The following is a 12,325-nucleotide window of genomic DNA, read 5'->3' as shown; positions in this document are numbered from 1 at the left end:
CACTGGAGTGGCTACTCGTGGCGGAATCGTTATCATTGCGGACATCGTTCGGCTCCGGTTCGACCGAGCAGCCGAACGATGACGCGTATGCGGCAGATAGAGAAGTGAGGTTCGCTGGTGGGTGACGATCGGCGCGGGCGTACGCCCCGGCCCGGAGGTCGCGCCCCGTGGGAGCGCTATCCGGCTGCCGAACCGCTCGCACAGAAGGACACCGGTTCCCGCCGATCACGGCACGCCGACGCCGATCCCGACGCGGCCCCGCTCACCGTCCAGGACCTCGTCGACCGGGTCGACAGCGAACGAACCAAACGCAGCCGCCGCGCCCCCGCCGATCCATCGGGTACATCCCGCGCCGGCCGCCGCGCCCGCGACCAGGCACCCCGCCCGACCCCCCGCCCCGATATCGCGGCACGCGCCGACGGTTCGGCCGGCGACGCCCCCGCCGCACCGCATCGCGCCGACTCCCCCGCCGACCGCATCGCGACGACCGCGATTCCCGCGCAGGGCAAGACTTTTCCCACGCCGGGCAGGACGGCGCCCGCCCAGGGCAAAACCGCCCCGGCGAAGGGTAAGACGGTCCGCACGGCACCGCCCGCTCGTCGGGTCGACGAGCAGGTCACCGATATCCTGCCCACCGTCACCGAGACCCCGGCGGCCCCGCCGAAGCGCGTCGAGCCCAAGCGAGGCGAAACCAAGACCGCCGCCGCCCGGACACCCGAACGGCGCCGCGCGAAGCAGGCGCGCCTCGCGGGACGGGTCGCGGTCACCTTCTTCGCCGTGCTGGCGCTGGTGGTCACCGGCGGTGGCTGGAGTTACCTGCGGGCCACCAACAACGGCTTCACCCAGGTGTCGGCCCTCGACGGTGCCACCGAGGACGTGCTCGACGGTGACATGCAGCTCGGTGACGAGAACTACCTCATCGTCGGCACCGACACCCGTGCGGGCCTGAACGCCGACATGGGCGCGGGCTCCACCGTCGACGCCGAAGGCGCGCGCGCCGACACCGCGATGCTGGTGCACATCCCCAAGGACCGCTCCCGCGTGGTGGTCGTCTCCTTCCCGCGCGACCTCGATGTCACTCGGCCGCAGTGCGCGGGCTGGGACAACGACAAAGGCAAGTACACCGACCAGAAGTTCCCGTCGGCCATGGGCGACAAGCTCAACGCCGTCTACGCGCTCGGCGGCCCGCGCTGCCTGACCGACGTGGTGCGCAAGATGTCGGGCCTGAGCATCGGCCACTTCATCGGCATCGACTTCGCCGGGTTCGAGGCGATGGTCGACCAGATCGGTGGCGTCGAGGTGTGCTCGACCAAGCCGATCATCGACGGAGTGCTCGGCACCGTGCTCGAGAGCTCGGGCAAGCAGCGCGTGAACGGCGAGACCGCCCTCAACTATGTGCGGGCCCGGCACGTGGTCGGCGAGGAGCGCAGCGACTACGACCGCATCCACCGGCAGCAGACCTTCCTCGCGGCCCTGTTGCGTGGTGCGCTGTCGGGTCAGGTGCTGCTCGACCCGGCCAAGCTGCAGGGTTTCGTCGAGGCGTTCCGTCAGCACACCTTCGTCGACGGCGTCGAGACCAAGGACCTGATCCTGCTCGGCCGGTCGCTACAGAAGGTCAACGCGGGCGCGGTCACCTTCATCACCGCCCCGACCGCGGGAACCACGTCCTACGGCAACGAGATTCCGCGCGAAGCCGACATCAAGGCGATCTTCCGCGCGATCATCGACGACCAGCCGCTGCCCGGTGAGCAGACCGCGCCGCCGATCACCAACCCCAGCACACCCGCGGCTCCCACCCAGGCGCCCAAGATGTACGCGGTGAGCCCGGCGTCGGTGTCGCTGCTGGTGACCAACGGCACCCAGACCGCGGGCATGGCCAGGCAGGCGGCCAACAAGCTGTCGAACTTCGGTTTCGGCATCTACAACGTCGCCAACGCCACCGAGTACACCGACACCACCGAGGTGCGCTACGCCGAGGGCAACGAGGCGGCCGCCGCGACCGTGGCCAGTGCCATCCCCGGCGCGGTCCTGCAACGCGACGACGACCTCAGCGGCATCATCGAGGTGGTCGTCGGCTCGGACTACACGGGCCAGGTGCGTACCCCGACGACGGTCGGCGCCGAGCTGCCCGCGGTGTCGCTCGGCGAGCCGGTCTCGGCCGCGCCGGTGCGTCTGCCGTCGGATCTCGAGCACATGAACGCCGCCGACACCAGCTGCGACTGAGCTGCCCGATTCACGACGTGCGCTGAGCTGGCACGACTGTGCCACACGGCATTAACCCCGTGTTGGGTGACAGGGGTACCGGTACCCACTAGGGTCAGCCATTATGCGTGTCATCTACAACGAGCAAATGGCCGAGCTCGCCAATCTGCTCGGCGAAATGGCCGGTCTCGCCGGCCAGGCCATGGAGCAAGCAACCCAGTCGCTGCTGCAGGCCGACCTCGCGCTCGCCGAGCAGGTCATCGGTGAGCAGGATCGGATCTCGGTGATGATCGCCGAGGCCGAGGAGAAGGCGTTCGCGCTCCTCGCGCTGCAGGCCCCCGTCGCGGGCGACCTGCGTCAGGTGGTCAGTGCCATCCAGATCGTCGGCGATGTGAACCGCATGGGCGCGCTGGCCCTGCACGTCGCCAAGGTGACCCGCCGCCGCCACCCCAACCACGCCCTGCCCGAATCGGTGAACGGCTACTTCGCCGAGATGGGCCGCATCGCGGTGAACATGGGTGCGGGCGCCAAAGAGGTGCTCGAGACCCGCGATCCCGAGCGCGCCGCCCAGCTCAACCAGGACGACGAGGCGATGGACGACCTCCACCGCCACCTGTTCACCCTCCTGATGGACCGGGAGTGGAAGTACGGCGTCGCCGCCGCCGTCGACGTCACCCTCCTCGGCCGTTACTACGAGCGCTTCGCCGACCACGCCGTCGAGATCGGCCGCCGCGTGATCTTCCTGGTCACCGGTGTGCTCCCGGACGGCGAAATCGAAAGCTGAAGCAGTACAACGAGAAAGCCCCCGCCCTCCCGAAGGAGTGCGGGGGCTTTCTCGTTGGATCCCTTATCCGAAGCGGCCGGAGATGTAGTCCTCGGTGGCGCGCTGGGTGGGATTGGAGAAGATCTTCTCGGTGTCATCGATCTCGATGAGCCTGCCGGGCTTGCCCTGGGCCTCGAGGTTGAAGAAACCGGTCTGGTCGCTCACGCGGGCGGCCTGCTGCATGTTGTGCGTGACGATGACGATCGTGAACTCCTTCTTGAGTTCGGTGATCAGGTCCTCGATCGCCAGGGTGGAGATGGGGTCGAGGGCCGAGCAGGGCTCGTCCATCAGCAGCACGTCGGGCGACACCGCGATCGCGCGGGCGATGCACAGACGCTGCTGCTGACCACCCGACAGACCACCACCGGGCTTGTCGAGACGGTCCTTGACCTCGTTCCACAGGTTCGCACCGCGCAGCGAGCGCTCGGCGACCTCGTCGAGTTCCTTCTTGTTGCGCACACCCTGCAGCTTCAGCCCGGCCACCACGTTGTCGCGAATCGACATGGTGGGGAACGGGTTCGGGCGCTGGAATACCATGCCGATGGTGCGGCGCACACCCACCGGGTCGATCGCCGAACCGTAGATGTCCTCGCCGTCGAGCAGCACGGCACCTTCGACGCGGGCGTTCGGGGTCACCTCGTGCATGCGGTTGAGCGAGCGCAGCACGGTGGACTTGCCACAACCGGAGGGACCGATGAAGGCGGTGACGCTGCGCGGCAGCACGGTCAGGTCCACGTTCGACACGGCGTGGAAGCTGCCGTAGTAGATGTTGAGATCTTTGACGTCGATCCGCTTGGCCATGGGAGTTTCCGTTCGCTTCTATCGGTTCCGGGTGAGCAGCTTGTTGACCGCGGCGGCAGCCAGGTACAGCAGCGCGATGAGCAGGATCAGCGTGAGCGCCGCACCCCAGACACGCGCGCGACCGGCCGGCTCCGGGTTGGCCAGCTCCTGGTAGATCAGCAGCGGCAGCGAGGCCATGTTGCCGTCGAAGATGTTCTGGTTGATCGACTTCGAGTAACCGACCAGCACCAGCACGGGCGCGGTCTCACCCATCACGCGGGCAAGGGCGAGCAGGATGCCCGAGATCATGCCCGGCGCGGCGGTGGGGATGACGATCCGCAGGATGGTCTTCCACTTGGGCACGCCGAGCGCGTAGGAGGCCTCGCGCAGTTCGTCGGGCACCAGCTTCAGCATCTCCTCGGTGTTGCGCACCACCACCGGAAGCATCAGCAGCACAAGTGCCAGCGACACCGCGAAGGAACTCTGCGGCATACCGAGCGTGGCGATCCACAGCGCGAAGATGAACAGCGCCGCGACGATCGAGGGCACACCGGCGAGGATGTCGACCATGAAGGTGGTGACCTTGGCCAGCTTGCCGCGACCGTATTCCACCAAGTACACGGCGGCCATCACGCCGAGCGGCACCGCGATGACGGTCGCGATCAGCGCCTGCACGATCGTGCCGTAGATCGCGTGGTACACACCGCCGCCGGACTGGTCCGGCAGGATGCCCTTCTGCGAGTTGAACCACCAGTCGGCGGTGACGATCGAGCCGATGCCCTTCACCACGACCAGGCCGAGCACCCACACCAGCGGGATCAGCGCGATCACGAAGCACAGGGTGACCAGACCGGTGGCGATGTTGTTCTTGATCCGCCTGCTGTTGCTGACATGGCGGAACGTCGGCGCCTTGACCGGCTTGTCGAGGGTCGATGTGGTGGTCATCAGCCGTTCACCTTTCCACCGGAGGCCAGGCGGGCCAGTGCGTTGACGACGAAGGTCAGCGCGAAGAGGACGAAGCCCGCGGCGATGTAGGCGCCGGTCGGCAGCGGGGAGCTGAATTCCGAGGCGGCCGAGGCGATCTTGGAGGCGAAGGTGTAACCACCGTCGAACAGCGACCAGGTACCCGCGTTGCTCGCGGTACGCAGCACCACGAGCACGGCGATCGTCTCACCGAGCGCGCGGCCGAGGCCGAGCATGGAACCGGCGATCACACCGCTGCGGCCGTAGGGCAGCACGGTCATCCGCACGACTTCCCACTTCGTGGCGCCGAGGGCCTGGGCGGCTTCGATGTGCGCGCGGGGGGTGAGCGCGAACACCTCGCGAGCCACCGAGGTGATGATCGGCAGGATCATCACGGCCAACACCACACCGGCGGTGAAGATGGTGCCACCACCGGCGATCGTGACATTGCCGTCGGAGAACAGGAAGAACCAGCCGAGGTTGTCGTTGAGGAACTGCTGCACCGGCGAGATCTGCGGGGCGAGCACGAGGAAGCCCCACAGGCCGAACACGATCGACGGCACCGCGGCCAGCAGGTCGATCAGCATCGTGAACGGCTTGCCCAGTCGCGCCGGCGCGTACTGGGTGAGGAACAGCGCGATGCCGACGCCGATCGGCACCGCGACGATGAGCGCGAACACCGAGCTCAGCACCGTGACCATGAACAGGTCACGGATGCCGAAGCGCAGGTTGTTCGCGTCACCGGTGGAGAATTCCGTGCTGGTGAAGAAGTTGGCGTTGTCGGCCATGAGCGAGGGGACCGCGCGGATCAGCAGGAACAACGCGATCAACGCGATGGCCGCGACAATGGTCGCGCCCGCCGCGGTGGCCAGCCACCGAAAGATCGTCTCGGCGTTCAGGCGCCCGGAACGACCCTTCTCCGGGGCCTTGTCGAATTTCGGTTCGGTCGGCATATGCGAAGTATCTCCGGCCGCCCGCGGGCCCGTCGAATCCGACGAGCCCGGTGCGGTCACCTCAGGGTGCATGGTCATGGCCTACGCAGCGATCAGGAGATGGCGTTGATCGCGGTGGTCAGCTTGGTCTTGAACTTTTCCGGGATGGCGATGTAGCCGGCCTGGTCCAGTCCGTCCTGACCGTTGGTGACGGCCGAGGTGAGGAACGCCTTGACGGCCTTGGCCGTCTCGGCATCGGCGTACTTGGAGCACACGATCTCGTACGTCGGCATGATGATCGGGTACGCGCCCGCCTCGGCCGGCTTGTAGAACGAGCTCACGTCGAGAACGAGGTCGTTGCCCTCGCCCTTGATCTTGGCGGCGTCGATGGCCTTGCCCGCCGACTCGGTGCTCAGCGCGACCGGGTCCTTGGAAGCCGAGGTGATGATCTGGGCGATCGACAGGTTCTGCGCCTTGGCGAAGGACCACTCGTTGTAGGTGATCGAGTTCTTGGTGTTCTTGATGGCGGCCGAGGTGCCCTCGTTGCCCTTGGCGCCCTCGCCGATACCACCGTTGAAGGTCTTGCCCCCGCCCTTGCCCCACGCGCCATCGGAGGCGGCGTCGAGGTAGAGCTGGAAGTTGTCGGTGGTGCCCGACTCGTCGGAGCGGTAGATCACGGCGATCTTCTCCGCGGGGAGCTTGGCGTTCGGGTTGAGCGCCTTGATCTCGGGGGCGTCCCAGGTGGCGACAGCACCGCTGAAGACCTTGGCGGCGGTCGGACCGTCGAGAACCAGGTCGGTGACGCCGTCGATGTTGTAGGTGATGGCGATCGGGCCGAAGACGGTCGGCAGATTCCACGCCGGGCTCGCGCAACGCTCCTGCGCCTTGGCGGGCTCGTCCTTCTTGGAGCTGAGCGGGGAGTCCGAACCGGCGAAGTCGGTCTGGTTACCGAGGAACTCGTTGACACCGGCACCGGAGCCGCTCGAGGTGTAGTTCAGGGTGAAGCCGTCGCAGTTGGCCTCGTAAGCGGCGACGAAGCGCTCCATGGCGTTCTTCTGCGCCGACGAACCGCTCGCCTTGAGCGCCTTCTTGCCCGAGCATTCGACGGCGCTGTTGGCGGCCACGCCGTTGTCACCGGTGTTGTCGTCACTGCCACAGGCGGCCAGAGACATGGCACCCGCGGCGAAGACGCCGACCAGGGCGCTGGTGCGCTTGAAGTTCACTTTTCCTCCGACATTGCTGACGAACTCGCTCGGTCCCTCACCGGCCCGGGCGAGTTGGGTGGTGCGGATCGCGGGTGAACGCGAGCACCAGGCGACGACTGTGCCGCCCAGAAGTAACGTAGGTTCGCCCGGTTGACAGTTGGCCCGAGGTGGGTTAACGGAGAATGAACAGCCCGGCGCGATTAGACCGAGCGTGTGATGTTTGCCCCAGTTTTACTCGTCGGCACCCGGTCATCCTCACAATATTCAGGGTTGCCGAGGAACTGTGAGCTGTCTCGCAGCTGGTCAGCTCAGCGCGTAGGCGACGTCGATATGGGCCGGTGCGAAGCCCAGTCCGGTGTAGGTCCGCACGGCGGCGTGGTTGTCGGCTTCGGTGTAGAGCAGCACCTCGGTCAGGCCCGTGTCGCGCAGGTGGTGCAATCCGGCCAGGGTGAGCAGTCGGCCCAGGCCACGGCCCTGCGCGGCGGGGTCGATACCGACGACGTAGACCTCGCCCGCCGGGGCGGCATCGGGGTGCGCCTTGGTCCAGTGGAAGCCGAGCAGACGGTCGGGATCGGCGGCGTCGAAGGCCAGGAAGAGCCCGGCCGGATCGAACCAGGATTCCGCGCGGCGGGCGGCGATGTCGCGTTCGGTCCAGCCGCCCTGTTCGGGATGCCAGGCGAAGGCGGCGTTGTTGACCCGCAACAGTTCGGCATCGTCGGCGGGGCCTTCGTAGGTGCGCAGGACGAGGCCTTCGGGGACCCCGGGAGGGGGTAGCTCGGGAGTTGCCAGGCTGCGGCGCATCTGCCAGAGTTCGCGTGCTGTCGTCAGTTTCAGGGCGGCGGCGAGGGCTTTGGCGGCGGGCAGATCGCCGTGGGCCCAGACGCGGGCGCCCGCGCTGCCTTCGGCGAGAGCCGTGCGGACGAGATCGGTGCCGATGCCGTGGCGACGCGCGTCGGGGTCGACGGCCACTTCCGCCATTGCGGGGTGTTCCCCGTGTGCCGCAGCAAGATTCGCGTAGCCGACGATTGCGCCGTTTCGTTCGGCGAGCAGATGCCTTGTGCCGGGGTCGGTTTCGGTGAGCGACAGGATCGCTTGCTCGGAGACGGGAGCTACGCCGTCGGCGGACTTCGCGCGGTCGAGCAGGGTGCGGATGCGATCGACGGTGGTCGGGTCGACCCGTTCGGTCCACGTCAAGGTTGCTGTCTCGGGCATGGGGGCCTCCTCCTCGCGGGCGATCGCCGACACGATCGAACCGAGGTTACTGCGTGCTGCCGTTGACCGGTGTCAGGTCCTCGCCGTCGACGTCTTCGTCGGTGAAGGCGGGCGGTTCGCCCTTGGCGGCGGTCGAGCGGGCGGGGCGGACGGCCTTGTAGCCGACATTGCGGACCGTGCCGATGAGGGATTCGTATTCGCTGCCGAGTTTGGCGCGTAGCCGGCGGACGTGGACGTCGACGGTTCGGGTGCCGCCGAAGAAGTCGTAGCCCCAGACCTCTTGCAGCAGTTGGGCGCGGGTGAAGACCCGGCCTGCGTGCTGGGCGAGGTACTTGAGCAGCTCGAATTCCTTGTAGGTGAGGTCGAGCGGGCGGCCGCGCAAACGGGCGGTGTAGGTGCCTTCGTCGATCACCAGTTCGCCGAGGGTGATCTTGCCCGTGTTCTCGGGGCTGGCCACGCCGCCGTTGCGGCCGACGAGCAGGCGCAGGCGCGCGTCGAGTTCGGCGGGGCCGGTGCCGGGCAGCAGGATGTCGTCGAGGCCCCAGTCGGCGTTCACCGCGACGAGTCCGCCCTCGGTGAGCACGGCGACTACGGGCACCGACGAACCGGTGCTGCCGAGCAGCCTGCACAGCCCTCGCGCGGCGGCCAGGTCGGTCCGGGCGTCGACCAGCGCGACGTCGGCGCTACCGGCCTCCAGCAGGGACGACACCTCGGTCGGCGCGGGGCGGACGTTGTGCGCGAGCAGCGTCAACGAGGGCAGCACCGCATCCGGGTTGGGGTCGGAAGTCAGTAGGAGCAGCTCCACCGGGCTCTCCTCCTATCTCGTGTCTGCGCGACGAGAGCAGCCGCACAGCTACGTCGCCGAAACACAGGGTTAGTCGGTGCAACATTAGCGCGTCACAGGCCATGACCTCGCAACACGGGCACACTTACGAGTGTCCCGCCGATACCCGGGCACCCGGCACCCACGTGCGTGGGCGCTACTCTCACCTCATGCGCAAGCTGATCATCGGGCTGCTGTGCCTGGCCGGGTTGGCGGTGGTGATCGATTTCGGCGCCGCCGCCTACACCGAGTACCACGTGTCGCGGCAGCTGCGGGCGGGCGCCGACCTGTCGGCCGATCCCGAAGTGACCTTCCACGGTTTCCCCTTCACCGCCCAGGCCCTGGCCGGGCGCTACGACAACGTGGCGATCCGGGCCCGCAGCATGCGCCCGGACATCCCCGGCGAGATCGGCATCGAGGCCACGCTGAACGGTCTGCACGCGCCGGCAGGTGAGCTGCTCGACGGTGCGGCGCGCTCGGTCCAGGTCGATCGGGTCGACGCCCGCATGCGCATCGAACCCACCGAACTCGGCAGGCTCTTCGGCATCCCCGATCTGCAGGTCCACACTCGCCCGGCCGACAAGTCCGACGGCACGGGCGGTTCGGGTGGTTCGGGCATGACCACCGGGGGCGCGCTCGTGCTCACCGGCACGCTGCCCACCGCGCCCAACGGGCGCATTCTCGGCGCGGGTGTCACCCCGTCGAGTTCGGCCAAGCGCGTGCCGGTGCAGATCCAGGCCGACCTGCTGCTCGACGGCGACCTGGTGCGCATCCAGGCCACCGGCTTCTATCACGACAAGAACAGCGGCCCGGCCGACACCGCCAAGACCAGCGAATCGGAGATCCTCGAGGCCGATCGCGGCGCGGTGCTCGAGCGCTTCAGCCGTACGATCGATACCAAGGAGTTGCCGTTCGGCGTCCGGCCCACCGAGGTCGAGGCGCTGGGTGGGCACATCGTCGTCGAGGGCGTCGGCCGCAACGTCACCATCGACCTGGACCGATTGCAGCAACCATGATCGAACTCGCCGTACTCGCCGCCGTCGTGCTGGCCGCTGTCGCGGTCGGCCTGCTGCTGCGCCGCAACCAGGGCCGGGTCCGGCCCGCCACCCTCGACCCCGACACCGAACAGCGCGCCCGCCTGCTCGACGCGGCCGGTGTCTCCGGTTCGGCGCCCGCGGTGCTGCACTTCTCGGCCGACTGGTGCGGTCCGTGCGACGCCGTGCGCCGGGTGGTCGCCGGTGTCACCGCGGAACTGGCCGATTCGCCGAACGCACCGCGCGACATCGAGATCGACATCGACGCGCAACCCGCGCTCGCCCGCGAACTCAACGTCCTCTCCCTGCCGACGACCTTCGTCTTCGACGCCGAGGGCAAGGAGCGTTTCCGCATCTCCGGCGTACCGAAGGCGGGCGACCTGCGCACCGCCCTCGAGCCGCTCACAGTGTGACGTTGTCCCCGGTTTCGAGGGGGGCCTGCCCATTTCCCGGGAAGACCGGGTAAACTCTTCATCGTGCAAACCGACCACGAGCTGATGCTCACCCGACGCCGCACAGTTGACCTGTGTCGCCTCGGTGGTTGTTGCTGCCTGTGCCGCTGACCGGTCGGCTTCTCTCCCGAGATTCCTGACGCCGACCTCTGTTCGCCGCACGAGTGATCGTTTCGATCCCCCGGCGAACTGGCAGATCCCACTGAATCGTCTCAGCGCAGGAGTTCGCACCATGACCTCGTTTTCTGATTCCCCACCTCGCGTCGATGTCCGCGGGCCGCGTTTCGTGGCCTGGGTGACGACCGGGGTGCTCGTCGCGGTGCTGCTGGTCGCGACCGTTTCCCCCGTCGCCGCCGCCATCCTGATCGGCCTGCAGGCCGTGGTGTTCGCGATCGGCGCGGCGGCCGGTCCCGCCAAGCACCCTTACGGCCGGATCTACGCGGCGTTCGTCGCGGCGCGACTCGGCCCGCCCACCGAGACCGAACCCGTGCCGCCGCTGCGTTTCGCGCAGGCACTCGGCTTCGTGTTCGCCGGTGTCTCCCTGCTGGGCTTCGCGCTCGGCTCCCCGATCGTCGGCGCGGTGTTCGCCGGCTTCGCCCTGTTCGCGGCGTTCTTGAACGCGGCGTTCGGGGTCTGCCTGGGCTGCCAGATCTATCCGCTGGTAGCCCGCTTCCGCCGGTCGCCTGCTCCGGCACCGAACTGACCCACCCTGCACGTCTGTTGAAAGGAACAACATGGCTCGCTCCGATGTCCTGGTCTCCGTTGACTGGGCCGAAGAGAACCTCAACGCCCCCGGCGTCGTCTTCGTCGAGGTCGACGAGGACACCTCCGCCTACGAGGGTGGCCACATCGAAGGCGCCGTTCGCCTGGACTGGAAGAACGACCTGCAGGATCAGGTCCGTCGCGACTTCGTGAACCAGGAGCAGTTCTCCGACCTGCTCTCGGCGCGCGGCATCGCCAACGACGACACCGTGGTGCTGTACGGCGGCAACAACAACTGGTTCGCCGCCTACGCCTACTGGTACTTCAAGCTGTACGGCCACAACGACGTCAAGCTGCTCGACGGCGGCCGCAAGAAGTGGGAGCTCGACGGTCGTCCGCTCTCGCGTGACGCGGTCAACCGCCCGGCCACCCAGTACAAGGCCTCGGCTCCCGACCTGAGCATCCGCGCCTTCCGCGACGAGGTCATCGCCGCCATCGGCACCAAGAACCTGGTCGACGTGCGCAGCCCCGACGAGTTCTCCGGCAAGATCCTGGCTCCCGCGCACCTGCCGCAGGAGCAGAGCCAGCGTCCCGGCCACATCCCGGGCGCGATCAACGTGCCGTGGAGCAAGGCGGCCAACGAGGACGGCACCTTCCGTTCCGACGAAGAGCTCGCCGAGCTCTACAAGGATGCGGGCCTGGACGGCGAGAAGGAGACCATCGCCTACTGCCGCATCGGCGAGCGTTCCTCGCACACCTGGTTCGTGCTGCAGGAGCTGCTCGGCCACCAGAACGTCAAGAACTACGACGGCAGCTGGACCGAATACGGTTCGCTCGTCGGTGCACCTATCGAGTTGGGAGCGTAATCAATATGTGTGCAGCACCTACCCAGGGTCAGGCCATCCCGGCCGGTGTCGATGTGGAGAAGGAAACGGTCATCACCGGCCGTGTCCTGAGCACCGACGGTCAGCCGGTCGGCGGCGCGTTCGTGCGTCTGCTCGACGGCAACGGTGACTTCACCGCCGAGGTCGTCGCCTCCGGCACCGGTGATTTCCGCTTCTTCGCCGCGCCGGGTTCGTGGACCCTGCGCGCGCTGTCGGCGTCTGGCAACGGCTCGGCCGAGGTCCGCCCCGAGGGCGCGGGCATCCACTCGGTGGACGTCGCGGTCGCCAAGTAAGAACCTCACAACGGCCCTGG

The 12,325-nt window shown here is 67.8% G+C and carries 13 protein-coding genes; 7 read left to right on the top strand and 6 right to left on the bottom strand.

The window, feature by feature from the left end:
- Positions 1 to 117: 117 nt before the first annotated feature.
- Positions 118 to 2,223 (top strand): LCP family protein, encoded by a 2,106-nt coding sequence (locus tag NI2_RS18690; protein WP_067492350.1) that lies wholly within the window; start codon positions 118 to 120, stop codon positions 2,221 to 2,223.
- A 103-nt stretch (positions 2,224 to 2,326) separates the two neighbouring features.
- Positions 2,327 to 2,986, top strand: a complete 660-nt coding sequence (gene phoU, locus NI2_RS18685) for a phosphate signaling complex protein PhoU (protein ID WP_067492349.1) — start codon at positions 2,327 to 2,329, stop codon at positions 2,984 to 2,986.
- 63 nt (positions 2,987 to 3,049) lie between these two features.
- Here phoU and pstB read toward each other — a convergent pair whose 3' ends face one another.
- The 6 genes from pstB to NI2_RS18655 form a co-directional block, all read right to left on the bottom strand.
- On the bottom strand, positions 3,050 to 3,826 hold the full coding sequence (gene pstB, locus NI2_RS18680; protein ID WP_067492348.1) for a phosphate ABC transporter ATP-binding protein PstB: 777 nt from the start codon (positions 3,824 to 3,826) through the stop codon (positions 3,050 to 3,052).
- 18 nt (positions 3,827 to 3,844) lie between these two features.
- On the bottom strand, positions 3,845 to 4,750 hold the full coding sequence (gene pstA / locus NI2_RS18675) for a phosphate ABC transporter permease PstA (protein WP_067492347.1): 906 nt from the start codon (positions 4,748 to 4,750) through the stop codon (positions 3,845 to 3,847).
- Positions 4,750 to 5,721, bottom strand: coding sequence for a phosphate ABC transporter permease subunit PstC (gene pstC / locus NI2_RS18670; protein WP_067492346.1), 972 nt, complete (start codon positions 5,719 to 5,721; stop codon positions 4,750 to 4,752). Before pstC ends, pstA begins: the two co-directional genes overlap by 1 nt.
- Before the next feature lie 92 nt (positions 5,722 to 5,813).
- Positions 5,814 to 6,923: a phosphate ABC transporter substrate-binding protein PstS gene (gene pstS, locus NI2_RS18665; RefSeq protein ID WP_084476522.1), complete on the bottom strand. Its 1,110-nt coding sequence runs from the start codon at positions 6,921 to 6,923 to the stop codon at positions 5,814 to 5,816.
- 285 nt (positions 6,924 to 7,208) lie between these two features.
- Positions 7,209 to 8,117, bottom strand: a complete 909-nt coding sequence (mshD, locus tag NI2_RS18660; RefSeq protein ID WP_067492561.1) for a mycothiol synthase — start codon at positions 8,115 to 8,117, stop codon at positions 7,209 to 7,211.
- Positions 8,118 to 8,163: 46 nt separating this feature from the next.
- Complete coding sequence (locus NI2_RS18655; protein WP_067492345.1) at positions 8,164 to 8,922, bottom strand: winged helix-turn-helix transcriptional regulator; 759 nt, start codon at positions 8,920 to 8,922, stop codon at positions 8,164 to 8,166.
- A gap of 188 nt (positions 8,923 to 9,110) precedes the next feature.
- Between NI2_RS18655 and NI2_RS18650 the strand changes: the two genes are divergently transcribed.
- The 5 genes from NI2_RS18650 (at position 9,111) to NI2_RS18630 (ending at position 12,305) form a co-directional block, all read left to right on the top strand.
- A complete protein-coding gene (locus NI2_RS18650; RefSeq protein WP_067492559.1) occupies positions 9,111 to 9,956 on the top strand; it encodes an LmeA family phospholipid-binding protein in 846 nt (281 codons plus the stop codon).
- Positions 9,953 to 10,387 carry a thioredoxin family protein gene (locus NI2_RS18645; protein WP_067492344.1) on the top strand — a complete coding sequence of 145 codons (435 nt, stop codon included), beginning with the start codon at positions 9,953 to 9,955 and terminating at the stop codon, positions 10,385 to 10,387. The genes NI2_RS18650 and NI2_RS18645 overlap by 4 nt, the downstream gene beginning before the upstream one ends.
- 271 nt (positions 10,388 to 10,658) lie before the next feature.
- On the top strand, positions 10,659 to 11,129 hold the full coding sequence (locus tag NI2_RS18640) for a DUF4395 domain-containing protein (RefSeq protein ID WP_067492343.1): 471 nt from the start codon (positions 10,659 to 10,661) through the stop codon (positions 11,127 to 11,129).
- 31 nt (positions 11,130 to 11,160) lie between these two features.
- Complete coding sequence (locus NI2_RS18635) at positions 11,161 to 11,994, top strand: sulfurtransferase (RefSeq protein WP_067492342.1); 834 nt, start codon at positions 11,161 to 11,163, stop codon at positions 11,992 to 11,994.
- Between the two features lie 5 nt (positions 11,995 to 11,999).
- On the top strand, positions 12,000 to 12,305 hold the full coding sequence (locus NI2_RS18630; protein ID WP_067492341.1) for a DUF1416 domain-containing protein: 306 nt from the start codon (positions 12,000 to 12,002) through the stop codon (positions 12,303 to 12,305).
- Positions 12,306 to 12,325 lie beyond the last annotated feature (20 nt).

It is taken from the genome of Nocardia ignorata NBRC 108230, assembly GCF_001612905.1.
GTDB classification, from domain to species: domain Bacteria; phylum Actinomycetota; class Actinomycetes; order Mycobacteriales; family Mycobacteriaceae; genus Nocardia; species Nocardia ignorata.
This window is presented reverse-complemented; position numbering and strand designations above follow the sequence as displayed.